Annotated in this window: 26 protein-coding genes; 13 read left to right on the top strand and 13 right to left on the bottom strand. The window is 74.7% G+C overall.

Annotation, left to right across the window (positions count from 1 at the left end):
• Positions 1-25 precede the first annotated feature (25 nt).
• A complete protein-coding gene (locus tag ACT7CP_RS02455; RefSeq protein WP_445443245.1) occupies positions 26-1,552 on the bottom strand; it encodes a cryptochrome/photolyase family protein in 1,527 nt (508 codons plus the stop codon).
• Between the two features lie 146 nt (positions 1,553-1,698).
• Between ACT7CP_RS02455 and ACT7CP_RS02460 the strand changes: the two genes are divergently transcribed.
• Entirely contained in the window at positions 1,699-3,093 is a 1,395-nt protein-coding gene (locus tag ACT7CP_RS02460; protein WP_445443246.1) for a glycosyltransferase family 2 protein, read from the top strand.
• On the opposite strand, the gene ACT7CP_RS02465 is transcribed toward ACT7CP_RS02460, so the two are convergent.
• The 3 genes from ACT7CP_RS02465 to upp all read right to left on the bottom strand — a co-directional run bounded on the left by ACT7CP_RS02465 (position 3,090) and on the right by upp (position 5,678).
• Positions 3,090-3,533: a MarR family winged helix-turn-helix transcriptional regulator gene (locus ACT7CP_RS02465; RefSeq protein WP_307504074.1), complete on the bottom strand. Its 444-nt coding sequence runs from the start codon at positions 3,531-3,533 to the stop codon at positions 3,090-3,092. The two genes, ACT7CP_RS02460 and ACT7CP_RS02465, sit on opposite strands and share 4 nt — an antisense overlap.
• Before the next feature lie 335 nt (positions 3,534-3,868).
• Entirely contained in the window at positions 3,869-4,645 is a 777-nt protein-coding gene (locus ACT7CP_RS02470; RefSeq protein WP_445443247.1) for a winged helix-turn-helix domain-containing protein, read from the bottom strand.
• A gap of 394 nt (positions 4,646-5,039) precedes the next feature.
• A complete protein-coding gene (upp, locus tag ACT7CP_RS02475; protein WP_413962308.1) occupies positions 5,040-5,678 on the bottom strand; it encodes a uracil phosphoribosyltransferase in 639 nt (212 codons plus the stop codon).
• Positions 5,679-5,746: 68 nt separating this feature from the next.
• Here upp and tadA point away from each other — a divergent pair, with 68 nt between their 5' ends.
• Positions 5,747-6,220, top strand: coding sequence for a tRNA adenosine(34) deaminase TadA (tadA, locus tag ACT7CP_RS02480; RefSeq protein ID WP_445444007.1), 474 nt, complete (start codon positions 5,747-5,749; stop codon positions 6,218-6,220).
• Positions 6,221-6,238: 18 nt separating this feature from the next.
• Here tadA and ACT7CP_RS02485 read toward each other — a convergent pair whose 3' ends face one another.
• Positions 6,239-7,156 carry a cation diffusion facilitator family transporter gene (locus ACT7CP_RS02485; RefSeq protein ID WP_413962309.1) on the bottom strand — a complete coding sequence of 306 codons (918 nt, stop codon included), beginning with the start codon at positions 7,154-7,156 and terminating at the stop codon, positions 6,239-6,241.
• Positions 7,157-7,360: 204 nt separating this feature from the next.
• Here ACT7CP_RS02485 and proC point away from each other — a divergent pair, with 204 nt between their 5' ends.
• On the top strand, positions 7,361-8,170 hold the full coding sequence (gene proC, locus ACT7CP_RS02490; RefSeq protein ID WP_445444008.1) for a pyrroline-5-carboxylate reductase: 810 nt from the start codon (positions 7,361-7,363) through the stop codon (positions 8,168-8,170).
• Positions 8,171-8,222: 52 nt separating this feature from the next.
• On the opposite strand, the gene ACT7CP_RS02495 is transcribed toward proC, so the two are convergent.
• Positions 8,223-8,891: a potassium channel family protein gene (locus ACT7CP_RS02495; protein ID WP_445443248.1), complete on the bottom strand. Its 669-nt coding sequence runs from the start codon at positions 8,889-8,891 to the stop codon at positions 8,223-8,225.
• A 61-nt stretch (positions 8,892-8,952) separates the two neighbouring features.
• On the bottom strand, positions 8,953-10,377 hold the full coding sequence (locus ACT7CP_RS02500) for a TrkH family potassium uptake protein (protein ID WP_413962310.1): 1,425 nt from the start codon (positions 10,375-10,377) through the stop codon (positions 8,953-8,955).
• Positions 10,378-10,454: 77 nt separating this feature from the next.
• Here ACT7CP_RS02500 and ACT7CP_RS02505 point away from each other — a divergent pair, with 77 nt between their 5' ends.
• The 3 genes from ACT7CP_RS02505 to ACT7CP_RS02515 all read left to right on the top strand — a co-directional run bounded on the left by ACT7CP_RS02505 (position 10,455) and on the right by ACT7CP_RS02515 (position 11,535).
• Positions 10,455-11,003 carry an ArsR/SmtB family transcription factor gene (locus ACT7CP_RS02505; RefSeq protein ID WP_445443249.1) on the top strand — a complete coding sequence of 183 codons (549 nt, stop codon included), beginning with the start codon at positions 10,455-10,457 and terminating at the stop codon, positions 11,001-11,003.
• 121 nt (positions 11,004-11,124) lie between these two features.
• Positions 11,125-11,364: a helix-turn-helix domain-containing protein gene (locus ACT7CP_RS02510; RefSeq protein WP_011931768.1), complete on the top strand. Its 240-nt coding sequence runs from the start codon at positions 11,125-11,127 to the stop codon at positions 11,362-11,364.
• A gap of 72 nt (positions 11,365-11,436) precedes the next feature.
• The gene (locus tag ACT7CP_RS02515) at positions 11,437-11,535 is read left to right on the top strand and encodes a 30S ribosomal protein bS22 (RefSeq protein WP_003792170.1); all 99 of its coding nucleotides are present in this window, start codon (positions 11,437-11,439) and stop codon (positions 11,533-11,535) included.
• A gap of 125 nt (positions 11,536-11,660) precedes the next feature.
• Here the strand turns inward: ACT7CP_RS02515 and ACT7CP_RS02520 are convergent, their stop codons facing one another.
• A complete protein-coding gene (locus ACT7CP_RS02520; RefSeq protein WP_445443250.1) occupies positions 11,661-12,413 on the bottom strand; it encodes an HAD family hydrolase in 753 nt (250 codons plus the stop codon).
• A 77-nt stretch (positions 12,414-12,490) separates the two neighbouring features.
• Here ACT7CP_RS02520 and ACT7CP_RS02525 point away from each other — a divergent pair, with 77 nt between their 5' ends.
• The 4 genes from ACT7CP_RS02525 to ACT7CP_RS02540 all read left to right on the top strand — a co-directional run bounded on the left by ACT7CP_RS02525 (position 12,491) and on the right by ACT7CP_RS02540 (position 15,322).
• Positions 12,491-12,751, top strand: a complete 261-nt coding sequence (locus ACT7CP_RS02525) for a glutaredoxin family protein (RefSeq protein ID WP_413962313.1) — start codon at positions 12,491-12,493, stop codon at positions 12,749-12,751.
• Positions 12,752-12,790: 39 nt separating this feature from the next.
• Positions 12,791-13,093, top strand: a complete 303-nt coding sequence (locus tag ACT7CP_RS02530) for a Dabb family protein (protein ID WP_445443251.1) — start codon at positions 12,791-12,793, stop codon at positions 13,091-13,093.
• A 67-nt stretch (positions 13,094-13,160) separates the two neighbouring features.
• Complete coding sequence (locus tag ACT7CP_RS02535) at positions 13,161-13,802, top strand: ABC transporter ATP-binding protein (RefSeq protein ID WP_445443252.1); 642 nt, start codon at positions 13,161-13,163, stop codon at positions 13,800-13,802.
• A complete protein-coding gene (locus ACT7CP_RS02540) occupies positions 13,799-15,322 on the top strand; it encodes a hypothetical protein (RefSeq protein ID WP_445443253.1) in 1,524 nt (507 codons plus the stop codon). Before ACT7CP_RS02535 ends, ACT7CP_RS02540 begins: the two co-directional genes overlap by 4 nt.
• Here the strand turns inward: ACT7CP_RS02540 and ACT7CP_RS02545 are convergent.
• The 5 genes from ACT7CP_RS02545 to aspS all read right to left on the bottom strand — a co-directional run bounded on the left by ACT7CP_RS02545 (position 15,319) and on the right by aspS (position 19,741).
• Positions 15,319-15,981, bottom strand: coding sequence for a DUF6518 family protein (locus ACT7CP_RS02545; RefSeq protein WP_445443254.1), 663 nt, complete (start codon positions 15,979-15,981; stop codon positions 15,319-15,321). The two genes, ACT7CP_RS02540 and ACT7CP_RS02545, sit on opposite strands and share 4 nt — an antisense overlap.
• Positions 15,982-16,109: 128 nt before the next feature.
• The gene (locus ACT7CP_RS02550) at positions 16,110-16,325 is read right to left on the bottom strand and encodes a hypothetical protein (protein ID WP_413962318.1); all 216 of its coding nucleotides are present in this window, start codon (positions 16,323-16,325) and stop codon (positions 16,110-16,112) included.
• 81 nt (positions 16,326-16,406) lie between these two features.
• Positions 16,407-16,739, bottom strand: a complete 333-nt coding sequence (locus tag ACT7CP_RS02555; protein ID WP_413962319.1) for a DUF7882 family protein — start codon at positions 16,737-16,739, stop codon at positions 16,407-16,409.
• Positions 16,740-17,000: 261 nt separating this feature from the next.
• Positions 17,001-18,245, bottom strand: a complete 1,245-nt coding sequence (locus ACT7CP_RS02560) for an LCP family protein (protein WP_413962320.1) — start codon at positions 18,243-18,245, stop codon at positions 17,001-17,003.
• Between the two features lie 185 nt (positions 18,246-18,430).
• Positions 18,431-19,741: an aspartate--tRNA(Asn) ligase gene (aspS, locus tag ACT7CP_RS02565; protein WP_413962321.1), complete on the bottom strand. Its 1,311-nt coding sequence runs from the start codon at positions 19,739-19,741 to the stop codon at positions 18,431-18,433.
• A 112-nt stretch (positions 19,742-19,853) separates the two neighbouring features.
• Here aspS and ACT7CP_RS02570 point away from each other — a divergent pair, with 112 nt between their 5' ends.
• The 3 genes from ACT7CP_RS02570 to ACT7CP_RS02580 are packed head-to-tail and all read left to right on the top strand — an operon-like array spanning position 19,854 to position 22,212.
• Positions 19,854-20,681 (top strand): LamB/YcsF family protein, encoded by an 828-nt coding sequence (locus ACT7CP_RS02570; RefSeq protein ID WP_445443255.1) that lies wholly within the window; start codon positions 19,854-19,856, stop codon positions 20,679-20,681.
• A complete protein-coding gene (locus ACT7CP_RS02575; RefSeq protein ID WP_445443256.1) occupies positions 20,678-21,298 on the top strand; it encodes a 5-oxoprolinase subunit B family protein in 621 nt (206 codons plus the stop codon). Before ACT7CP_RS02570 ends, ACT7CP_RS02575 begins: the two co-directional genes overlap by 4 nt.
• Positions 21,295-22,212 (top strand): 5-oxoprolinase subunit C family protein, encoded by a 918-nt coding sequence (locus ACT7CP_RS02580; RefSeq protein ID WP_445443257.1) that lies wholly within the window; start codon positions 21,295-21,297, stop codon positions 22,210-22,212. Before ACT7CP_RS02575 ends, ACT7CP_RS02580 begins: the two co-directional genes overlap by 4 nt.
• Positions 22,213-22,244 lie beyond the last annotated feature (32 nt).

The raw sequence follows: 22,244 nt of genomic DNA on the forward strand, positions 1-22,244 counted from the left end.
TCGATGACGCGCGGGCCCTCCTGCGTCAGAGGTCCTTGACGACGTCGTACGCGGCCAGCGCCCGCCGACGTGACTCCTTGAGATCGACGATGGGCGACGGGTAGGCCGCGAGCCCGCCGTCGGCCTGCTCGTCGGCGACGTCCTCCGCGCTCGCCACGAGGTCGCCCTGCGCCTTCCACGGCTCGTGGACGACGTCGCGCGGGGCGTGCGCGAGCTCCGGCACGTACGACCGGATGTACTCGCCCGTCGGGTCGAACTTCTGCCCCTGCAGGACCGGGTTGAACACGCGGAAGTAGGGGGCGGCGTCCGCGCCGGATCCCGCGACCCACTGCCAGCTCGCCGCGTTGTTGGCCGCGTCCGCGTCGACGAGCGTGTCCCAGAACCACTGCTCGCCGAGGCGCCAGTCGATGAGCAGGTTCTTGATGAGGAACGACGCCACGACCATCCGCACGCGGTTGTGCAGGTGGCCGTCCCGCCAGAGCGCCCGCATGCCGGCGTCGACGAGCGGCACGCCCGTCCGGCCGCGCTGCCACGCGCCGAGGGTCGCGTCGGTCGGCTCCTGCCACGGGAACCGGTCGAAGCGCGGCGTGAAGTTCCGCGTCGCCAGGTCGGGGTGGTGGTACAGCAGGTGGTAGCTGAACTCGCGCCAGCCGATCTCGGACAGGAACTTGGTGACGTTGACCTCGTCGCCGCCCACCTCCTTGCCGCGCGTGCGCTGGACCCGGTGCCAGACCTGGAACGGGCTCACCTCGCCCCAGCGCAGGTACGGCGACAGCCGGGACGTCGACAGGGCGGCGGGCCGGTCGCGGTCCTCCGCGTAGTCCTCGAGCTCGTGCTGGACGAAGTCCTCGAGGCGCCGCAGCCCCGCCGCCTCGCCGGGGTCGCACGACGCGCGCAGGCCCCCCGCCCAGTCCGGCTCCGTCGGCAGGAGGCCCCAGGCGTCGAGGTCCTCCGAGCGCGGCGACCGGGAGGGTCCCTCGAGCGCGTCGGGCGCGGGCAGCGGCTTGCGGGGCTCCGCCCGCTCCTGCGCGGCCCGCCAGAACGGCGAGTACACGCGGAAGGGCTCGCCCTGCTTGTTCATGACGGTCCACGGCTCGACGAGCAGCGACCCCTGGAAGCTGCGCACGTCGAGGCCCCGGTCGCCGAGATCCTTCTTGATCGCCGTGTCGACCGCGACCTCCGCTCCGCCGTAGCGCCGGTTCCACAGCAACGCGCCGGCGCCGACCTCCGCGACCAGCTCGTCGAGCACCTCCGCGGCCTTCCCGCGGCGCAGCACCAGCGGCGAGCCGAGCTCGCGGAGGGAGTCGCCGAGCCGCGACAGGCTCATGTGCAGCCACCAGAGCGCGGCGCCGCCGAGCGGGCGGATCCCGTCGCTCTCCTCGTCCAGCACGTACAGCACGACGACCGGCTCGCCCCGCTCGACGGCCGCGTGCAGGGCCGGGTTGTCGGCCACGCGGAGGTCGTCGCGCAGCCACACGATGCTCGGGCCGTGCGCGGTGGACGCGCCCTCCCGGTCGGCGGATCCGTGATCGGGGGCGTCGTCGTCGCTCATGGATCGAGCCTAGGACGGAGGTCCGCGGCGGACGGGGGGTGGGGTCGATGCGCGCCGACAGCCGGGCGGCACGTAATATCGCACATGGCAGTGCGCGTCCGTCCGGGGCCGTCCGCCGACAGAGACCCGTCGACGTCGAGAGGCCCATGGACGATCCGAGCACCCCCTCGCCCTCGGGCGCGCCGCCCGCGTCCCGTGCGGCCGTATCCGCCGTCGTCGTCGCGGGCGACGCGGGGACGACCATCGCGCGCACCCTGGCCTCGGTGCTCGGCCAGACGCTCCCGCCGGACCGCGTCGTGGTCGTGGTCGCGGGCAGCCGCGACGACACCTTCGCCGTCGCGCGGACCTTCAACGGCCGGCACGAGCGCGCCCGCCCCGGCGACGGCCGGACCAGCACGACCGTCACGGTGATCGACCGCGGTCCCCGGGAGGGCTCCCTCCGGTCCGCCTACGACTTCGCCTTCCGCATCGTCGGCGACGCGGGGCGCGTGCTGCTCGTCTCGCCGGACGCCGAGCTGGAGCCGCCGGTCCTCGAGCGCCTCTCCGCGGCCCTCGACCGGGACCCCGACGCCGTCACCGTGTCCGCGCGCCTCGACCCGCGCCCGAGCGGATCCCGTGGCCCGATCGCGGCCGCGCTCCGGCTCCTCCAGCGGCACTGGGCCATGGGCGCCGTGGAGACCGGCATGGACCTCGGCCTCATCGGCCCGGTGCCGCTCGCGCCCGCCACCCTGCTCCGCCTCGCCCCGCGCGACGGACGGCCCGCCCCCGGGGCGTCCGCCGACGTGATCCTCACGGCCCTCCTCGCCGGGGGCGACCGCTCCGCCCTCGTGCCCGAGGCCCGCGTCCGGGTCGACACCGCCGTCACCTGGGGCACGATGCGCCGGCGCCGGGAGCGGTGGGGCGCGCACGTCACCCGCCTCACCCGGGGCAGGGCCCCCGCGGACGCCGCCGACCGGCGTCGCGCCCGCCTGGCCGCCCTCCGCATCGGCGTCGGCCCCGTCCTCCGCGCGACGGCCTACGCGCTCGCCGGGCTCTACCTCGCCGCCGCCGGCATCCAGGGGATCCTCGAGCCGGAGTGGTGGTGGGCCGTGCCCGTCCTGGTGCGGCTGCCGCTGCAGATCCGCACCCTGCGCCGGATCCGCGAGCGCACCCTCGCCGACGTCGTCTTCGGCGCGACGCACCTGCCGCTCGAGCTGGGCGAGGCGGTGTACGGCGTCTCGCGCATCCGCGACGGGCTGCACCGCCTGGCGCCGCACCGCCGCGTGCCGGCCGCCGCCGAGACCGTGCCCCCGTTCTCCTCGCTCGACGCGATCGCCGTGGGCGCCCTCGGTGTCCTCGTCGCCGGCGTCCTCGCCGTGGCGGAGATGGGCGGGCCGGCCGCGGCGGGCCTCACGACGGCGATCGGCTGGGCCGCCTGCCTCGTCACGGCGGCCGACCTGGTCCTCGCGCTGCTGCGCCTGCTCGTCGCGCGCGGCGGTCCGTTCGCCCGGCCGACCGCGCCGGCGGCCGTCCCCCGTCCGCGGGCGGGATCCGCGGCCTAGGCCTCGGCGACGCCCCCGCGCAGCTTGTCCGTGAGCGCGCGGAGGGTGTCGAGCTCGTCGGGCGTGAGCGCCGCGCCCACGGTCGCCGCGATCGACTCCATGTGCATGCGCGCGACCGCCCGGAATGCCGCATCGCCGGCCTCCGTGAGGCGCACGATCGTCGCCCGGCCGTCGCTCTCGTCCCCGCACTTCACGACGAGGCCGCGCGCGACGAGCCGGTCGATGAGGCGGCTCACGCTGGGCTGGGTCAGCAGCACGTGCTGGTTGAGGTCGCGGAGGCGGAGGCGCCCGTCGGGCTGGCGCGAGATGTTGAAGAGCACGTCGTACTCGTTGAACGAGAGGTCGTGGCTGGGGAAGTCGGTGCTGAGGCGGCGCATGACGCTGACCTGGGCGCGGAAGAGCGACTCCCAGGCCCGCACGGCGTCCGCGGTCTCGCCCACCAGGCCTCCTCGTCGGTGCGCAGCCGGGAGGGTCTTCGGGCGGCGCTCTCGTGGGGAAGTCTACTGAGCGCGGCGGTCCGCGACCGCCTCGGGGAGGCCGCTCCGGCGGCGGGGTCCGGAGATGACTGAGGGCCGACCCCAGAGGCATGGGGCCGGCCCTCTCCCTTGCACCAGGAGTGTCCTGCAATCACATTCCGTCTCCACCGCCACAGCAAACGGTGGGGACGAGAAGACTGTATAACGATCCCGTAACGCCCCGCTACCCGGAACGGGCCCGATGTCCTGGGAGTCCGCCGACAGCTCCACAAGCAGCGCCTGGACCGCACCCCGCGGCCTCAGAACAGGTCGGGCGACTGCGTGCTGGCGTGGTGCACGGAGACGTCGGCGTGCCGGTCGAACCGGTACCCGGCACCGCGCACGGTGCGGACGATCTCCTCGTAGCGGCCGAGCTTCGAGCGCAGGCGGCGGACGTGCACGTCGATGGTGCGCTCGTTCGGCACGTCGTCCTCGTCGGCGGCGGACCACAGCGACGCGATGAGCTCGGCGCGCTCGATGGTGCGCCCCTCGCGCAGCACGAGGTACTGCAGCAGCTCGAACTCCTTGTAGGTGAGCGGGGCGGTGTCCCCGTCGAGCACGACGCGCTTGCGCGACAGGTCGACGGTCACGCCGCCGTCCACGCGGTCCTCGTCCTCGGGCTGCTCGCGGTGCTGGGCGACGGCGGCAGGATCCTGCAGCGCCAGGCGCACCACGTCGATGTCGCGGCCGCCCGCGCCCTCGGGAGCGAGGGCGACGGCGGCGTGCGTCTCGACGCCGGGGGCGAGCTCCGCCGCCAGGCGCTTGAGCGCGGCGACGACGGTGCCGAGGTCGGTGCCCGCGGCGGCGGCCTTGAGCTCGTCGAGGCCGACGTAGATGGCGAAGCCGCGCGCCTCGGTCCCCTCGGGCACGGCCCGGAGGCGGGCCGGCGCGGCAGCGGGAGCGGGAGCGGCGGCGGGCGCGGGAGCTGCCTGCGGGCGGCGGATCGCGGGGGCGAGCGGGGCGGCGGCCCGGAGGACGGGCGCGGAGGGAGCGGATCGGAGGGCGGTGCGGGCGGTGTCGATGGTCGCGAGCGACATGGCGTGAGTCCTTGTGATGATGCGGGTGCGGCGCAGCGTGGGTGCGCGGGACCTCAGGGGAGTGCGAGACGCCTCAGGGGGCGGATGCGCCGGTGACGGCGAGGAGGGTCGGCGACGGATGCGTCGCGGGACCGCTCGGGCGAAGGCGGCGGGTCAGGCCGACATTCGACAGGACATCGCGACACGGCCGGGCATCATCATGCCGGCGACTCCCGAGGCCTCGGAGGAGGTCAGGACGTGCGCGTTCAGAGTCATGGGGAGAGCTTGCACGGATCCGTGCGCCCGTGTCAACACCAGCGGTCGGAAACGTGCGCGACGCGCAGCGATCGTGCGTGGACGGACAGCGGCGCCCGTCTCCCGAGGGGGACGGGCGCCGCGGACGGGGCGGGACGGGTCAGTGGGCGGCGGTGCCGTACAGGCGGTCGCCCGCGTCGCCGAGGCCCGGGATGATGTAGCCGACCTCGTCGAGCTTCTCGTCGAGCGCGCCGAGGACGATGGTGACCTCGCGGCCGGCGGTCGCCTCCTCGACGGCGCGGAGGCCCTCGGGCGCGGCGATGAGGCAGATGCACGTGACGTCCACGGCGCCGCGGTCGAAGAGGTACTCGATGGCGGCGATGAGGGATCCGCCGGTGGCGAGCATCGGGTCGACCACGAAGCACTGGCGGTTGGAGAGGTCGGTGGGCAGGCGCTCGGCGTAGATGTCGGGCTGCAGGGTCTCCTCGTTGCGCACCATGCCGAGGAAGCCGACCTCGGCGCTCGGCATGAGGCGCATCAGGCCGTCGAGCATGCCGAGGCCCGCGCGGAGGATGGGGACCACGAGCGGCTTCGGGTCGCTCAGCGTGAGGCCCTGCGCCGGTGCCACCGGGGTCTGCACGGTGATCGTCTCGACGCGGACGTCGCGCGTGGCCTCGTAGGCGAGCAGCGTGACCAGCTCGTCGGCGAGGCTGCGGAACACGGGGGAGGGGGTGGTGCGGTCCCGCAGCGCCGTCAGCTTGTGCGTGATGAGCGGGTGGTCGGCTACGTGGACTCGCATAGGCTCCATCTAATCAGCAAGGGGGAACGCCATTGGACCTGCGCGTGCCGGGCGACTACGGCCGCTGGATGGCCGTGGCGCTCGACGAGGCCCGGGCCTGCGCGGCCACCGGCGACGTGCCCGTGGGCGCGGTCGTGGTCGACGCGTCGGGTGCGGTCATCGGGCGCGGGCGCAACCTCCGCGAGGCGCGGCAGGATCCCACGGCCCACGCCGAGGTCGAGGCGCTGCGCGAGGCCGCGGCGGCCACGGGCGACCGCCACCTCGTCGGGACGACCCTCGTGGTCACGCTGGAGCCGTGCGTGATGTGCGCGGGCGCGATCCTCGCGGCGCGCGTCCCCCGGGTCGTGTTCGGCGCCTGGGACGAGAAGGCGGGCGCGGCCGGGTCCCTCTACGACGTGCTGCGCGATCGGCGGCTGCCCCACCGCGCCGAGGTGTTCGCGGGCGTCCGCGCGGACGAGTGCGCGGGGCTCCTCGACGCGTTCTTCGCGGAGCGGCGGCTCAGCGCAGGCGCGGGCCCGGACGCGGAGGCGCTGGCCGGATGACCGGGCCCTCGCCGGGCGTCAGCGCGCGGCGACCCGCACGTCGGGCTCGAGGTAGATGACCCGGGCGACCGGCACCGCCTCGCGCACGCGGCGCTCGATCGCGTCGATCCCCGCGGCCACGTCGCCCAGCGAGCTCGTCGCGGGCATGGCGATCTTGGCGGCGACGAGGAGCTCGTCCGGGCCGAGGTACAGCGTCTTCATGTGGATGATCGACTCGGCCTCGCTCCCGGCGGTGATGGCGGCGCGGATGGCCGCGACGTCGGGCTTCGAGGCGCCCTCGCCGACGAGCAGGCTGCTCATCTCGATCCCGAGGACCACGGCGACGAGGACCAGCAGCACGCCGATGAGCAGGGTGCCGATGCCGTCGTAGATGCCGTCGCCGGTCACGATGGACGCGACCACGCCGAGCAGCGCGAGGACGAGGCCGGACAGGGCCGCCGTGTCCTCGAGCAGGAGCACGGGGAGCTCGGGGCTCTTCGCGCGGCGCACGAACTGCACCCAGCTCTGCTTCCCGCGCAGCGGGTTCGACTCCTTGATCGCGGTGCGCAGCGAGTACGACTCGAGGCCGATCGCGATGAGCAGCACGACGACCGGGAGCCACGGCACGTCGAGCGGCTCCGGGTGCTCGATCTTGTGGATGCCCTCGTACAGCGAGTACACGCCGCCGACCGAGAACAGGATGATCGAGACGATGAACGCGTAGACGTAGCGGACGCGGCCGTAGCCGAACGGGTGCTCCTCGTCCGCGACGCGCTTGGCGCGCTTGCCGCCGATGAGCAGCAGGACCTGGTTGCCGGAGTCCGCGAGCGAGTGCACGCCCTCGGCGAGCATCGACGACGATCCGGAGAAGAACGCCGCGACGAACTTCGTGATCGCGATGCCGACGTTGGCGATGAGCGCGGCGAAGATCGCCTTGCTGCCGTGGGATGCGCTCAAGGCGGGACCTCCTCGACCGGCGTGGACGGCTCGGGCCGTCCGGGCGCGGATGCCCCGGTCGCCTCAGCCTAGCCACGCGGGCGCCCCGGCTGACGCCCCGCCGATCCCTAGGATCGGGGCATGCCCGCCGACGCCGCCCGCCCCGCCGCTCCCGCCACCGCCGCCGCGGAGGGGACCAGTCCCGTGCGCCTGCCGTCGCTCGCCATGCTCGGCACCGGATCCATGAACGGCGCCATCCTCGGCGGCCTGCTCTCGCCGAGCGTCGAGGTGGACGGCGACGTGCGCGTCACGACGCGCTCCGCCGCCAGCGCCGCGGCGCTCGACGTGCGGGAGGGAGTCGCCGCCGCGAGCGTCGAGGAGGACCCCGACGCGAACCGCCGGGCGGTGCGCGGCGCACGCGTCGTGATCGTGGGCGTGAAGCCGCACATGGTGCCCGACCTCCTGCGCGAGGTCGCCGACGACCTCGAGCCCGGCGCCCTCGTGATCAGCGTGGCGGCGGGCGTGACCATCGCCACCTTCGAGTCGCTGCTGCCCCAGCACGTCGCCGTGGTCCGCTCGATGCCCAACACGCCCTCGCTCGTCGGGCGCGGGGTCGCGGGGCTCGCCGCGGGGACGCGCTCGACGCCCGACGACCTCGCGCTCGCCCGCGCCGTGTTCGCGACGGTCGGCGACGTGGTCGAGGTGCCCGAGGACCGCATCGACGCGCTCAGCACGATCTCCGGATCCGGTCCCGCCTACGTCTTCCTGCTCATCGAGGAGCTGACGCGCACGGCCGTGGCGAAGGGCTTCAGCCCGGAGGAGGCGCGCGTGCTCGTGCAGGGCACCTTCCGCGGGGCCGTGGAGCTGCTCGCCGCCTCGGACGACGAGCCCGCCGAGCTCCGCCGCCGGGTCACGAGCCCGAAGGGGACGACCGAGCGGGCCGTCGAGGTGCTGCAGGCCGCGGACCTCGCCGGGCTCTTCGACCGCGCGACCGACGCCGCGCTCGCCCGCGCCCGCGAGCTCGCGGCCGGCTGAGCGGCCCCGTCCGGTCCGGCCCGTCCGGCGGCGACCCCGCCGGACGCGCCGGTCAGGACAGCGAGGCGAACCGCTCGATGTCGGCCGACGTGCCCGACACGATGATCAGGTCGTGGTTCGTGACCACCGTCTCGGCGGTCGCGTAGGTGAACGGCTTGCCGGGCGTCTTCACGCCGACCACCGTGATCCGGTAGCGCCGCCGCACCGAGGACTCCGCGAGCGCCATGCCGCGGATCGGCTTCGGCGGGTACATCTTCGCGAGCACGAAGTCGTCGTCGAACTCGATGAAGTCGAGCATCCGGCCGGACACCAGGTGCGCCACGCGCTCGCCGGCCTCGGCCTCCGGGTAGATGACGTGGTTGGCGCCGATGCGCTCGAGGATCTTGCCGTGCGACTGGCTGATGGCCTTGGCCCAGATCTGCGGGATCTTGAGGTCGACCAGGTTCGCCGTGATGAGCACGCTCGCCTCGATCGACGAGCCCACGGCCACGACCGCGATGGAGAAGTCCTTCGCGCCGAGCTGCTGGAGCGCCTCGATGTTCCGCGCGTCGGCCTGCACCGCGTGCGTCACGCGGTCGGACCACTTCTGCACGAGGCCCTCGCTGGCGTCGATCGCGAGCACCTCGCGGTCGAGCCGCGCGAGCTGGCCGGCGGTCGCGGCGCCGAAGCGGCCGAGCCCGATCACGAGCACGGGGGCGTTGTGGGGGATGCGGTCGCCCATGGGGGGAGCCTCTCTGGTCCGGTCGGTCGGTGCGGTGGGGAAGGGGGTGCGCGTCGTCGGCTCAGCCGACGATCGGCCGCTCCTCGGAGCGCTGGAAGAGCTGGCGGCGCGTGCTCGCGGCGAGGGCCGCCGCGAGGGTCACCGTGCCGACACGCCCCAGGAACATGGTGGCCGCGAGCACGTACTTCGCGGGATCCGTGGCCTCGGCCGTGAAGCCCGTGCTGAGCCCCGAGGTGGCGAAGGCGGAGATGGCGTCGAAGAGGACGTAGTCGAGGCGCTCGCCGGAGATCTGCAGCAGCACGATGCTGCTGAGCGCCACGGTCGTCGCGCCCCAGAGCACGATGCTGACCGCGAGGCGGAGCACGTCGCTCGGGATGCGGCGCTCGAAGACCTCCATCGACTCGCTCCCGCGGGCCTCGGCGAACGCGGCCAGGAACAGGATCGCGAGGGTGGTGACCTTGATGCCGCCGGCCGTGGACGCGGATCCGCCGCCGATGAACATCAGCATGTCGGTGACCAGCAGGCTCGCGTTGCCGAACTCGGCCATGTCGAGCGTGGAGAAGCCGCCGGAGCGCGTCATGACCGACAGGAAGAGCGCCTGGAAGCCGTGCTGCACGGGATCCATGAGGGCGAAGGTCTTCTTGTTGTCCCACTCGAGCACCACGTAGGCGAGCGTGCCGAGCACGATGAGGATGAGCGACGTCCAGAGCGTGAGCTTCACGTGCACGGAGAACCGCCGGGGCTTCCGCCAGCCGCGGTACACGGCGTAGATGACGGGGAAGCCGATGCTCCCGAGGAACACGCCGATCATGAGCAGGCTGAGGAACCAGTAGTCCTGGTGGTACAGCTCGAAGCCCGCCTCGCTGAACACGAAGCCGGTGTTCGTGAACGCCATGAGCGAGTAGTAGAAGGAGTCGAGCAGCGCCTGGCCGAGGGGGATCCCCTCGAGGAGGATCCGCGGCAGCAGCAGCGCCGCGATCGACAGCTCGATGACGAGGGCGCTGATCGCGACCGTGAGCAGCAGCGTGCCGATCTCGCCGAGCTTCACGGCCTGGCCCTCGGCGACGGGGCCGTGGTGGATCCGCAGCGGGTTGCTGTCGCTCGCCGCCATGAGCCGGGCCTTGAGGCCGAGGCGGCGGGAGACGATGAGCCCCATGATCGACGCGAGCGTGAGCACGCCGATGCCGCCGATCTGCACGCCGAGCGCGATGAACGCGTGGCCGAGCGGGGTCCAGTAGGTCGCCATGTCGACCGTGGCGAGGCCCGTGACGCAGATGGCCGACACGGCGGTGAAGAGCGCGTCGGCGAAGGGCGCGGTCTCGCCCGTCGACGTCATGCCCGGGAGCATGAGGATCGTCGTGAGCGTGAGGACGAGCGCCGCGAAGATGAGGATCGCGAACCGGGCGGGCGTGGAGTGCGCGAAGTAGTCGAGGAAGTCGCGGATGCGGCCCAACAGGGGACGCCCGTTCTCCGGCTTGACGCGCATGGTCCCCTGTCCGCTCCGGGCCCGGGTGGCCCGGATCGTCATGGTACTGCGAGCACGGGACGGAATACCCTTCGGGCATGGCTGACATCTTCGACGTCGTGTCGGATCCCACCCGACGCGACCTCCTCCGCGTGCTGCTCGACCGACGCGCGGTGCCCGAGGCGCCGACCGGGGAGATCAGCGTCTCGGAGCTCGTGCAGACGCTCGGGATCAGCCAGCCGACCGTCTCCAAGCACCTGCGGGTGCTGCGCGACATCGGCCTCGTCTCCGTGCGGGAGGAGGGCCAGCACCGCTACTACCGCCTCGAGCCCGCGCCGCTGGAGCTGCTGGACGCGTGGGTCGCCCCGTTCGTCACGGTCGACCGGGACGACGACGCGGACGACGACGACCGGGCCGATCCCGACACCGGGCTGCTCGGCGGCGGCCTGTCCGCGGATCCCGACGAGGACGGGGACCACGACCCCTCCGGCTATCCGTTCGCCGCGTCCCTCGGCCGGATCTGGGCGGACACCCGCTACCAGGCGGCCGCCGCCGTGCACGACGCGACGCGCGTCGCCGGGTCGGCGGGCCAGGCCTCGCTGGGCCGCCTGCGCGGCCGGAAGCAGGGGAACGCGCGGGACTCGTGATGCAGGATGTGACACGATGGACAGGCGTCCATCCGCACACCTAGACTCGCGCACCAGCGCCCGCATCGCGGGGGCAGGAGGTCCGTGAGCCGGTCACGCAGAACGAGGAGTCGATCCGCCCATGTCGCGTGACCTGTCCGACGTCCGATTCCTCACGGTGGCCGAGGTGGCCGAGATGATGCGCGTCTCCAAGATGACCGTCTACCGGCTCGTCCACTCCGGGGACCTGCCCGCCATCCGCTTCGGCCGCTCGTTCCGCGTTCCGGAGTCCGCCGTGCTCGCCGCGATCGACCCGTCGAACGCGCTGCCCGGCCAACCCGGTGAGGCGTCGCGTCACTCCGGCATGTCGGATGTCGGCTAGACTCCTCTGAGGCTATTTTCCGCGGGTCACCAGAGCCCGCGTGTTCCGTCCGGCAACAGATGAGGTGCCCCTATGGGTTCAGTGATCAAGAAGCGTCGCAAGCGCATGGCGAAGAAGAAGCACCGCAAGCTGCTTCGCAAGACGCGCCACCAGCGCCGCAACAAGAAGTAGAGCGGACGCGTCCACGAGGGCGCCGCACGCGAGGAGAGGACGCCGACCCGGAGACGGGGCGGCGTCCTCTTCGTGCGTGCGGCGTCGTGCGTCCGGCGTCGGCGTCCGGCCGGGCGGCCTCCGGATCAGCCCGCGGGGGATCCCGCGGCGCGGGCGGCCTCGCGGCGCACGCGCCGGCGGGCATCGCGGATGCTCGCGCGCCGGAGCCGCATCGACGGCCAGCCGGACTCGCGGGCGTGGGCGGCGAGCGCCTGGTCCGGGTTGACGACCACCGGGTGGCCGACGAGCGTGAGCAGCGGGATGTCGTGCCGGGAGTCGGAGTAGGCCCAGCACGCCCCGGCGTCCGCGCCCGTCCGCGCGAGGAGGCCCCGGGCTGCCGCGGCCTTGTGCGCGCCGTGCAGGAACTCGCCCTCGAGACGTCCCGTGTACGCGCCGTCGTGCACCTCGAGCGCGCTGCCGAGCGCGCCCGTGAGGCCGAGGCGACGGGCGATCACGTCGGCGAGGAACGACGGCGACGCGGTGACCAGCCAGACCTGGTGGCCCTTCGCGAGGTGCTCCTGCGCGAGGCCGAGCGTCTCCGGCCAGACCATCGGGGCGGTGTGCCGCTCGTAGATGTCGTCCGCGAGGTGCGCCATGGCCGCGACGGTGACCCCGGTGACGACCTCGAGGCCGCGGGCCCGGGCGGACGCCAGGTGCCGGTCGTTCTCGCCGCGCGCCTTGAAGCGCGCGTGCTTCCAGCCGGCGCCCACGATGTCGCGCACGGTGAGGAGGCCGGCCGAGCGGAGCCCGCGAACGAGGTGGAACACGCTCGCGCCGTGGATGAGGGTGTTGTCCACGTCGAAGAACGCGAGGATCGGGGTGCGCGCCTGCTCGACCATGATCGGCTCAGCGTAGGTGACGCTCCTGGGCCCGGGGCCGTGGCGGGATCGCGCGGGCCCTCGCCTACGCTGGGCGGATGAGCGCAACGGTCCTCACCCTCGTCGGCAAGCCCGGCTGCCACCTCTGCGATGACGCCCGCGACGTCGTGACCGGCGTGCTCGGCGGCCTCGACGCGGACCGCGCGGCCGAGGTCACGCTGGAGGAGCGGAGCATCCTCGACGACCGGGCCCTCGCCGACCGCTTCGCCGAGGAGATCCCGGTGCTCCTCATCGACGGGCGCGTGCACAACTACTGGCGCATCGACGCCGACCGGCTGCGGGCGGCGCTCGCGCGCTGAGCCGCTCCCGGCGCGGCTGACCGCGGATAGGGTCGGGGCATGACCCTCCGCCACGTCGTCTCCTGGAAGCTCGCCGACCGCGATCCCGCCGCCCTCGACCGGGACGCCGCGCGCGTCCGCGAGGCGCTCGAGACGCTGCCCGCTCTCGTGCCCGGCGTCCGCTCGTTCCAGGTGGGACGCGACGTCGTCGGATCCGCCCGCAGCCACGACCTCGTGCTCATCGCCGACTTCGACGACCGCGCCGGGCTCGAGGCCTACGACGTGCACCCGGAGCACCAGCGCGTCGCCGCGTTCGTGCGCAGCCTGGTCGCGTCCGCGGCGTCGGTCGACTTCGAGCTCTAGCCGCCGGATCCCCGCACGCCCCCGGACGCGCTTCCGCCCGGCTGCGGCCGTGCGCGAGACTGGCCGGATGGGGGATGCGGTCGAGGTCGAGCGGGTGTCGGTGGTCGTGGACGGGATCCCGCTGCTGCGGCCCGTCGACCTGGCCGTCGCCGCGGGGGAGGCCGTCGCCGTCACCGGGCCGAACGGCGCCGGGAAGACCACCCTCCTGCGCGTGCTCGCGGGGCTCAGCCGGCCGACCACGGGATCCGCCCGCGTGCAGGGGCGCCCCGTCGACGAGCGCGACCCGGCCTTCCGGAGCGCGGTGTCCGGATCCATCGGCCACCCGCCCGTGGCGCGCGACCTGACGCTCGCCGAGCACCTCGCCGTGATCGCCGCGACCTGGGGCGCGGACGCCGAGGCCGCCCGCGACCGCGCGACGGCCCACCTCGACCGGTGGCGGCTCGCGTCCCTCGCCCGCCGCTTCCCGCACGAGCTGTCCTCCGGGCAGTCGCAGCTCGCGGCGCTCGCCATGGCGACCGTGCGCCCCCACGACGTCCTGCTGCTCGACGAGCCCGAGCAGCGGCTCGACCCGGAACGGCTGCAGCTCGTGATCCGGATCCTCCGCGAGGAGCTCGACGACGGCCGCACGGTCGTGCTCGCCACCCACAGCCCGGTGCTCCGCGACGCGGTGGCGCGCCGGACGGTCGCGCTCGCGGGCGACGCGGCGTGAGGGCGGGCCGCGCCCTCCGCGCCGTCCGGTCGATCCGCCTCGCGCGCGGCGGCGCCTCGGCGATGGACCTCGCCTACGCCGTGTACGCGGGGGTCCTCACGGTCCTGATCGTCGGGGTCCCCCTGCTCCGCGCCGTCGTGCTGCAGCTCGCGGAGCCGAGCGAGGCCGCCGCGCTCGTCGAGCACGGGCCGACCGCCGCCGCCGTGGTCGCCGGCCTCGCGGCCACGGCGCTCGTCCTGGCCGGCGGGGCACGCGGCCCCGCGCTGCTGCCGCCGTTCCTCACATCCGCGCTCGTGGGCAGCGACCTGCCGCGGGCGGCGGTGCTCGCGCGGCCGGCCGCGCGAGCCGTGCTCGGATGCGCCGCGCTCGCCGGGATCGTGGCGCTGCTGCCGGGGCTGGCCCTGCTCGTGGCGGGCGCGGCGGACCCCGGCCCGGTCGTCGCCTGGACCGCGGGCGGGACGCTCGTCGGGGTGATCCTCGCGGGCTGCTGGCTCGCGGGGCAGCGCCTGACGCCGGGTGGGCGGGCCGGAGCGGCGGCCGTGCTGCTCGGATCCACCGCGGTCGCCGTGCTGGCGCCCGTGCCGGTCGTGCCGTGGGCCGCCCTCGCGTCGCTCCTCCCCGGGGGCGACGAGGCCGGGGCATCCGCCGCCGGGCTCGGGGTGCTCGCGGTGTTCGCCGCCGTCGTGCTCGCGGTCGCACCCGCGCTCCTCGGCGGCCTCCGCGGGGCCGAGCTGCTCGCGCAGGCGCAGCGCTGGCAGACGGCCACGACGCTCGCCACCACGGGCGACCTCGCGATGGCCACGGGCGGCTTCCGGCCCGTGCCGCGGATCGGGCGCGGGTGGCGCGCCGTCGGCGGCGGATCCCCGGCCGCCCTCGTCCTCCGGCGCGACCTCGTCGGGGCGCTCCGCACGCCGGTGCGCGCGACCTCCGCGTGCCTCGGCATCGCGGCCGCCGGCGCCCTCGTGGCCGTGGCGCTCGACGGCACGGGGGCGGCGCTCGGGATGCCCGCGGTCGGCGCCGCGCTCGGCGCCTTCCTCGCGCTCGGCGTCGGCGCGGACGGCTTCCGGCACGTCGTGGAGGTGTCGACCGCGCCGCCGCTCTACGGGATCCCGACCGGGCGCCTGCTCCTCCTGCATGCCGCCCTGCCCGCGACGGCCGGCGGCGCGTGCGCGCTCGCGGGGGCGGGGATCGCCGTGGCGGCGGGCGTGGGGGCGGGCGCGGTGGCGCTCGTCGTGGCCCCGGCCGTCGTGCTGCTGCTCGTCGTCGTCCGCGCCTTCGACGCGGCGAAGGGACCGCTGCCGCTCGAGGTCATGGCGCCGGTGCCCACCCCGGCGGGCGACGCCTCCGCGCTCGTGGTCGCCGCCTGGCAGGCCGACGCGCTGATCCTGGCCGGAGGATCGGTCCTCGCGGTCGTGTCCGCCGTCGCGGCGGTCGGGCCCGTCGGCGCCGCGCTCGTCGTGCCGATCGGACTCGGGGTGGCGCTCCGCACGCGCCGGCGGATCGCCGCGGTGCGGGACTAGCCGCGCGTCGGGACGGCCCGCGTCCGCCGCCGGCGCAGCACCGCCGCGGCGAGGAAGACGACGCCCAGGACGATCTCCAGGGTCCAGTAGACCGGGCTGGTGGTGTCCGACACCGTCCGGAGCGCCCAGATCCCCTCCGCGACGAGCACGGCGCTGAGCGGCACGACCCCGGCGACGGCCCAGCCGGGCGACCCGTGCCGCACGAGCGCCGCGGCGACGCCGATGACGGGTCCCGCGACCAGGCCGATCGGGACCCACATGGACGAGAACGGGTCCGCGAGGAAGAAGCCCCGCCAGAGGCTCACGACGCCGTAGGCCTCCACCATCGCGACGAAGGACACGGCGCCGAGCACGGCCCCGAGCAGCGGGCGCGCGCGGGAGAGCCAGACGCCGAGGAAGGCGAGCATGCTCCAGCCGCCGGCGGAGTTCGCGAGCGAGTTGACGGACTCGGGCAGGAAGCCCTGCGCGGGGCTGGTGATCCCGCCCACGAGGAGGCTGAACACGAGGACGACCGCGGTCGCGCGGAGCGCGCTGCGGACGGTCTCACGTGCGGGCGCGGGCGCGGGCGCGGGTGCGGGCGCGTGCGCTGCCGCGACGGGGCGGGACGGGTGCGGCGGGCGGCGGGCGGGGGGTGCGGCGGACGCGTCGGGTCGGGTCATGGCCCCACCCTCGCAGCGGCCGGGGGCGGGGTCGTCGGCCGAGCGGGGGATCCCCGTACGCACCGGGATGCAGGTCGCACCGGGATGCGGATCGCGCGGGGACGCGGGGCGTCCTGCGGGTGGGCGCGTCAGGCGCGGGGACGGGCCTCGTCGAGGATCCGCACGGCCACGTCCGCGGGGACGGTGTAGGTGATCGTCGCCGTGATCCGCGCGACGTCGTCGGGGGAGACGCTCGCGCTGTCGAAGTCGACCGACACGTCGCGCACCTCCCGGTCCAGCGCGGCGGCGGTCTCGGCCGCGGTGAGGATCGCGTCGTCGTCGTAGGGCAGGTTCGTGAGGGCCATGACGTCCTTCGGTGCGTCGCGCGAGTGCGCGGGGATGGTCGTGGGTGCGTCGCCGGGCGCGGCGGAGGGCCGCGCGGGCGGTCAGTCGTGCCGGGGCTCGGCGTGCGGGGCCGCCCCGGCGGGCGGCTCGGGCAGGAGGTGGAGGCCGCCGCCGGTGTTCGCGCTCTCCATCAGCACGTCCACCCACGCCGGGTTGATGGCGGGGGAGCGGCTGCCGGAGAAGCGGAAGTGGAGGGGGAGCTCGGGGGCGACCCACACGGTGCTGCGGCCGTCGCCCTCGGACGCCGGGTACTTCCACGAGAACGCGAAGCTCTCCTTCCGGCGGAGCTTGTTGAGCATCACGATCTGGAGGTGCGCGAGCGCACGGTCGTCGATGGTGGTGCGCGTGGTGCTGTCGAAGATCAGCTGGCCCATGCGGTGCTCTCCCCCGTGACCCGTCCTGGTGTCCGTCGAGGGCTCGGGTCGTGCTGATCCCGGGGAGTCCACGGCTCGGCGACCCGCGGGTGAGGGCATCGAGCGATGGGGGAGATATTACGGCAAGGGAGGAAAAGTGCGGCTCGATCGAGGGGATCCCGTCGTCCGGCGGATGGCCGACGCATCACGGGTACGCGCCCGGTCCGCGTCCCGCGAGTGCGTGCCCTCCGGCGCCGGAGGGGCAGAACCGCGGGGTCGGGGTCAGCGGCGCCCGTTCGAGCAGGTCTCGGAGTCAGCGGTCTGACCCATGACGTTGTCCGGGAGGACCGCGGGGCCGGACGGTTCGACGGTGGGGGCCGCGCCTGCGTCGGAAGCGGGGGAGGGTGCGGGCGGGGCGTCGGCGCCCGGCGGGAGGACGACGCCGTTCGCCGCGCGCCCCGCGGCCAGCGCGAAGTCCGAGTCGCTCGCGATGAGTGCCATCATGCGATCCGCGGATGCCGTGTCCGGGGCCACCTTCTGCCCCGCGGGGATGTGCGGGTACTGCACGAAGGTGATCCGGTCGAGCGGGATGTCCCTCATCGTCAGGGCGAGGGACGTGAGGGTCGACGGATCGTCGAGCGACGTCGAGAGCGCCACGTTCTCGACGACCGCCCGTGCGATGCCGTAGACCGCGGCGGGGTTCGTGAGCGTGCCGGTGCTCGTGACCGCGCGCATGAGGGCGCTGAGGAAGACCTGCTGGTTGCCGATCCGCCCGACGTCGCTGCCGTCGCTCACGCCGTGCCGCGTGCGGAGGAAGCCGACCACGTCGTCGCCCTGCAGGACCTGGTCGCCCGCCCCCAGGTGGATGTCCGCGTCATCGTCGTCGATGGGGTTCGCGAGGCACACCGGCACACCGCCGATCGCGCGCGCGACGCCCTTCACCCCGAGGAACTGCACGACGCCGGCGTAGGGGACGTCGAGGCCCGTCAGGGTCTCGACCGTGCGGACCACGCACGCGAGCCCGCCGTCCTGCATGGCCATGTTCATGGGCTGCCCGCTGACGGCGGGGATGTCGGTCGTGCCGTCCTCGTCCCGGCAGGACGGGCGGTCGATGAGGAGGTCGCGCGGGAACGACACCACCGTCGCCCGCGAGTGGTCCTCGCTGATGTGCAGGAGCATCGTCACGTCGTTGTGGTCGATGCCGGCCATCTCCGCCGGATCCCCGTAGCGGTCGCCCTGGCCCTCGCGGCTGTCGCTGCCCACCAGCAGGACGTTCGCGCCCCCGTCGATCGCGCCGATGGACGGCGGCGGCGCCTTCCCGTCCGAGATGTCGACGGAGTTCGCCTCGACCGTCCGCGCGAGGTCCCACGCGGCGAACGCGGCCACGGATCCCGTGCTCACGACCGCGACGGCCGCCACGACGGCGGCGGCGAGGACCGCCGTCCGCACCCCGCTCGGCTTCCGCAGCCGGCCGTGCCGGGCGATGCCGCGCGCACGGCTGCGGTCGTGTCGCGTCTCGTGGGGCATGCGGGCTCCTCGGCTTCGGGCGGGCGGCCCTCCCGGTCGGGACGGCGGTGCCTGCCACGCTACGGACGCCCGCGCCCGGCCGGTTCCCCCGGGCGATGTAGATCCGCGCCCCCGATCGAGCGCCCCCCGGACGCGAGACGGCCCGACCCCCTGTGCGGGGATCGGGCCGTCCGGTCAAGCGGGGCCTAGGGGGCGAGGCGGTTCGGACCGCGGAAGAGGTACGTGACCTCGCGCAGGTTCGACTGGTGCAGCAGGAGCATCAGCACGCGGTTGAGGCCCATGCCGAAGCCGCCGTGCGGGGGCACGCCGTAGCGGAAGAAGTCGAGGTACGAGCCGAGCTCCTCGGGGTCGAGCCCCTTCTCGCGCGCCTGCTCCTCGAGCACCTCGACGCGGTGCTCGCGCTGGGCGCCCGTGGTGATCTCGACGCCGTTCCAGATGAGGTCGTAGCTGTTCGTGAGCGACGGGTCGCCGGCCTTGCGCATGTGGTAGAACGGCCGGATCGACGACGGGTAGTCGGTGAGGAACACGAACTCGTGGCCGAACTCCTCCATCACGTGCGCCGCGATCTGGCGCTCGCCCTCGGGGTCGAGGTCGTCGTCGGCGCGGTCGATCACGTGCCCGCGCTTCGCGACGATCTCCTTGGCCTCGAGCAGCGGGATCCGCGGGAACGGCACGCTCGGCACCGTCACCTCCACGTCGAACAGCTCGCGGATCTCGTCGCCGTGCTTCTCCTTCACCGCGGTGAGCGCGGCGACGATGAGCTCCTCCTGGAGCCGGGCGACGTCCTCGTGGCTCTCGATCCAGCTGATCTCCGCGTCCACCGAGGTGAACTCGGTCGCGTGGCGCGAGGTGAAGGACGGGTCGGCGCGGAACGCCGGGCCGACCTCGAACATCTTGCCGAAGCCCGCGGACTGGGCCATCTGCTTGAAGAACTGCGGGCTCTGCGCGAGGTACGCGACGCCGTCGAAGTAGTCGACCTTGAACAGCTCGGCGTTCGACTCGGAGGGCGTGGCCATGAGCTTCGGCGAGAAGACCTCGATGAAGTCGTGCTCGACCCAGTAGGTGCGCAGGGCGTGGACGAGCGTGGTCTGCACGCGGAAGATCAGCGAGTTGCGGGGCGCGCGCAGGTCGATGAAGCGCCAGTCGAGGCGCTTGTCGATGGAGGAGTCGGCCGCGATGGGCGTCTCCGGGATGGCCGCGCCCGCGACCTCGATGCCGGACAGGCCGATCTCGAGCCCGCCGAGCTTCACGCGCTCGTCGTGCTTGAGCGTGCCGGTGGCGGTGAGGAAGGTGCCCGCGGCGAGGCCGGAGATGGTGTCGGCGGTCGCGTCCTCATCGCCCTGGCGCTTGTACGTGAGCTGCACCGCGCCGGACTCGTCGCGGAGGATCACGAACTGGATCTTCTTCTGGTCCCGGACGGTCTCGACCCATCCGGAGACGGCCACGTCCCCGTCGTCGAGGGCGGCCAGGTTCTTGATCAGGGTTCGGGTGGTCACGGTCGACGAGTCTATCCGCGCCCGTGTCGGACCGGTCGCCCCGCGGGCCGCCTAGCCTGGTGGGGACGGCGCCGCGACGCGCGGCCGCCGCGCCCGGTGCAGGGGAGACGCCATGCAGATCGACCTCAACAGCGACCTCGCCGAGTCCTTCGGCCGCTGGACCCTCGGCGACGACGACGCGATGCTCGACGTCGTCTCGAGCGCGAACGTCGCGTGCGGCTTCCACGCCGGCGACCCGCTCGTGATGCTGCACGCGCTCGAGCGCGCGGCCCGGAACGGCGTGGCCGTCGGCGCGCACGTGGCCTACCGCGACCTCGCGGGCTTCGGCCGACGTGACCTCGACACGTCGCCCGCCGAGCTCACGGGCGACGTGCTCTACCAGCTGGCCGCGATCTCCGGCATGGCCCGCACGGTCGGCGCGCGCGTCTCCTACATCAAGCCGCACGGTGCGCTCTACAACCGCATCGCGCACGACCCGGTGCAGGCGCAGGCCGTGGTGGACGCGGTCGTCGCGCTCGACCCGGCGCTCCCCGTGCTCGGGCTGCCCGGCTCCGAGATCCTCCGGCTCGCGGAGGCCGCCGGGCTGCCCACGCGCGTCGAGGCGTTCACCGACCGGGCGTACACGCCGGAGGGGGCGCTCGTGTCCCGGCGGCAGGAGGGCGCGGTGATCCACGACCCGGCCGAGGTCGCGGCCCGCTCGGTGCGCATGGCGACGGAGGGCACGGTCGTGGCGATCGACGGATCCGTCGTGCGGCTCGACCCCGACTCCCTCTGCCTCCACAGCGACACCCCGGGCGCCGTGGTGCTGGCCCGCGCGGTGCGCGACGCGCTCGAGGCGGCGGGCGTCGCGGTCCGGCCCGTGCCCGACGCGGGCGACGCCGACGGACCCGCCGCCACGGGATCCCGCGCGCTCCCCGCCCGCGACCGGCGCGCCCTGTGACCCTCCGGCTGCTCCCGTGCGGCGACGCCGCCGTCATGCTCGACCTCGACTCCCTCGACGAGGTGCTCCGCCTGCAGCCCGTGCTCGACGCGACCAGGCCGACCGGGGTCGTCGACATCGTGCCGGGCGCGCGCAGCATCCTCGTGACGGTGGATCCGGGCGTGTTGCCCCTCGCCGCCGCCCGCGCCTGGGCGCTCGCCGCCCGGCCCGCCGACGAGGCGGGCGCGCGCGGCGGGGATCCGGTGGAGATCGAGGTGGTCTACGACGGCGAGGACCTGGCCGACGTGGCCGCGCTCCTCGGCATCGGCGTGCGCGAGGTCGTGGAGCGCCACACCTCCGGCACCTGGACGGTCGCGTTCGGCGGCTTCGCGCCCGGCTTCGGCTACCTGGCGGGCGTGCCCGGCCTCGAGGTGCCGCGCCGGTCGTCGCCGCGCCCCCGCGTCCCGGCCGGGGCCGTCGCGCTCGCCGGGGAGTTCAGCGGCATCTACCCGCGCGTCTCGCCGGGCGGCTGGCAGCTCATCGGCACCACGCGGGCCGTGCTGTGGGATCCGGAGCGGGAGCCGGCCGCGCTCCTGCAGCCCGGATCCGCCGTGCGCTTCCGCGAGGCGACGGCATGACCGGCGCCCCGGCCGCTCGCCGCGGTCGTCGCGCCATCGCGCCCGTCGCGCCCGCGCTCGTCGTCGAGCGCACCGGTCCGCTCATGCTCGTGCAGGACGCCGGCCGGCCCGGGCACGGCGGCATCGGCGTCTCGCCGTCCGGTGCGCTGGATCCGCGCGCCCTCGCCGACGCCAACCTCCTCGTCGGCAACGCGCCCGGCGCCGCGGGCCTGGAGATCGTGCTCGGCGGTGCGGTGCTGCGCGCGACCGCGGCGGTCTGGGTCGCGGTGACGGGTGCGGTCGGGCCGCTCGTCCGCACGGCCGGACGCGCGGTGCGGCCCGCGCCGTACGCGGCCGCCGTCCTGCTCGACGCGGGCGACACCCTGGAGATCGGCGCGGCCGAGCGGGGGATCCGCTGGTACCTGGCCGTCCGCGGCGGCATCGACGTCGCGCCCGTCCTCGGCTCCCGCGCCACCGACCTGCTCTCGCGCGTCGGCCCGGCGCCCGTCGTGGCGGGCGATGTGCTGCCCGTGGGATGCGCGTCCGCCGGCCCCGTCCCGCCCGTCGACTCGCTCGCGGTGTCGGCCCCCGCGGACGGCGAGGTGATCCTCCGCGCGTCGCCCGGGCCGCGCCTGGACTGGTTCGCCGACGGGTCCTGGGCCGCGCTCCTCGACGGCAGGTGGGAGGTCACCGCCGAGGCCGACCGCGTCGGGGTCCGCCTCGACGGCGCCCCGCTCGAGCGGCGGATCCCCGGCGAGCTCCCCAGCGAGGGCGTCGTCACCGGAGCGCTCCAGGTGCCGCCCTCGGGCCGTCCGATCCTGTTCCTCGCCGACCACCCCATGACGGGCGGCTACCCCGTGATCGGCGTGGTCGCGCGGGACGACGTCCGGCTCGCCGCGCAGCTGCGCCCCGGCCAGCGCATCCGCTTCGTGTGAGCGGACGCGCCGACCGGGGCGCAGGGGGCGGG

The organism is Clavibacter rahimiani, assembly GCF_052654495.1.

Bases quoted from the DNA above. Each gene is read 5' to 3' on its own strand.
- ACT7CP_RS02455 (WP_445443245.1), bottom strand. From the start codon at position 1,552: ATGAGCGACGACGACGCCCCCGATCACGGATCCGCCGACCGGGAGGGC.
- ACT7CP_RS02460 (WP_445443246.1), top strand. From the start codon at position 1,699: ATGGACGATCCGAGCACCCCCTCGCCCTCGGGCGCGCCGCCCGCGTCC.
- ACT7CP_RS02470 (WP_445443247.1), bottom strand. From the start codon at position 4,645: ATGTCGCTCGCGACCATCGACACCGCCCGCACCGCCCTCCGATCCGCT.
- upp (WP_413962308.1), bottom strand. From the start codon at position 5,678: ATGCGAGTCCACGTAGCCGACCACCCGCTCATCACGCACAAGCTGACG.
- tadA (WP_445444007.1), top strand. From the start codon at position 5,747: ATGGCCGTGGCGCTCGACGAGGCCCGGGCCTGCGCGGCCACCGGCGAC.
- proC (WP_445444008.1), top strand. From the start codon at position 7,361: ATGCTCGGCACCGGATCCATGAACGGCGCCATCCTCGGCGGCCTGCTC.
- ACT7CP_RS02495 (WP_445443248.1), bottom strand. From the start codon at position 8,891: ATGGGCGACCGCATCCCCCACAACGCCCCCGTGCTCGTGATCGGGCTC.
- ACT7CP_RS02500 (WP_413962310.1), bottom strand. From the start codon at position 10,377: ATGCGCGTCAAGCCGGAGAACGGGCGTCCCCTGTTGGGCCGCATCCGC.
- ACT7CP_RS02505 (WP_445443249.1), top strand. From the start codon at position 10,455: ATGGCTGACATCTTCGACGTCGTGTCGGATCCCACCCGACGCGACCTC.
- ACT7CP_RS02510 (WP_011931768.1), top strand. From the start codon at position 11,125: ATGTCGCGTGACCTGTCCGACGTCCGATTCCTCACGGTGGCCGAGGTG.
- ACT7CP_RS02515 (WP_003792170.1), top strand. From the start codon at position 11,437: ATGGGTTCAGTGATCAAGAAGCGTCGCAAGCGCATGGCGAAGAAGAAG.
- ACT7CP_RS02520 (WP_445443250.1), bottom strand. From the start codon at position 12,413: ATGGTCGAGCAGGCGCGCACCCCGATCCTCGCGTTCTTCGACGTGGAC.
- ACT7CP_RS02525 (WP_413962313.1), top strand. From the start codon at position 12,491: ATGAGCGCAACGGTCCTCACCCTCGTCGGCAAGCCCGGCTGCCACCTC.
- ACT7CP_RS02530 (WP_445443251.1), top strand. From the start codon at position 12,791: ATGACCCTCCGCCACGTCGTCTCCTGGAAGCTCGCCGACCGCGATCCC.
- ACT7CP_RS02535 (WP_445443252.1), top strand. From the start codon at position 13,161: ATGGGGGATGCGGTCGAGGTCGAGCGGGTGTCGGTGGTCGTGGACGGG.
- ACT7CP_RS02545 (WP_445443254.1), bottom strand. From the start codon at position 15,981: ATGACCCGACCCGACGCGTCCGCCGCACCCCCCGCCCGCCGCCCGCCG.
- ACT7CP_RS02550 (WP_413962318.1), bottom strand. From the start codon at position 16,325: ATGGCCCTCACGAACCTGCCCTACGACGACGACGCGATCCTCACCGCG.
- ACT7CP_RS02555 (WP_413962319.1), bottom strand. From the start codon at position 16,739: ATGGGCCAGCTGATCTTCGACAGCACCACGCGCACCACCATCGACGAC.
- ACT7CP_RS02560 (WP_413962320.1), bottom strand. From the start codon at position 18,245: ATGCCCCACGAGACGCGACACGACCGCAGCCGTGCGCGCGGCATCGCC.
- ACT7CP_RS02570 (WP_445443255.1), top strand. From the start codon at position 19,854: ATGCAGATCGACCTCAACAGCGACCTCGCCGAGTCCTTCGGCCGCTGG.
- ACT7CP_RS02580 (WP_445443257.1), top strand. From the start codon at position 21,295: ATGACCGGCGCCCCGGCCGCTCGCCGCGGTCGTCGCGCCATCGCGCCC.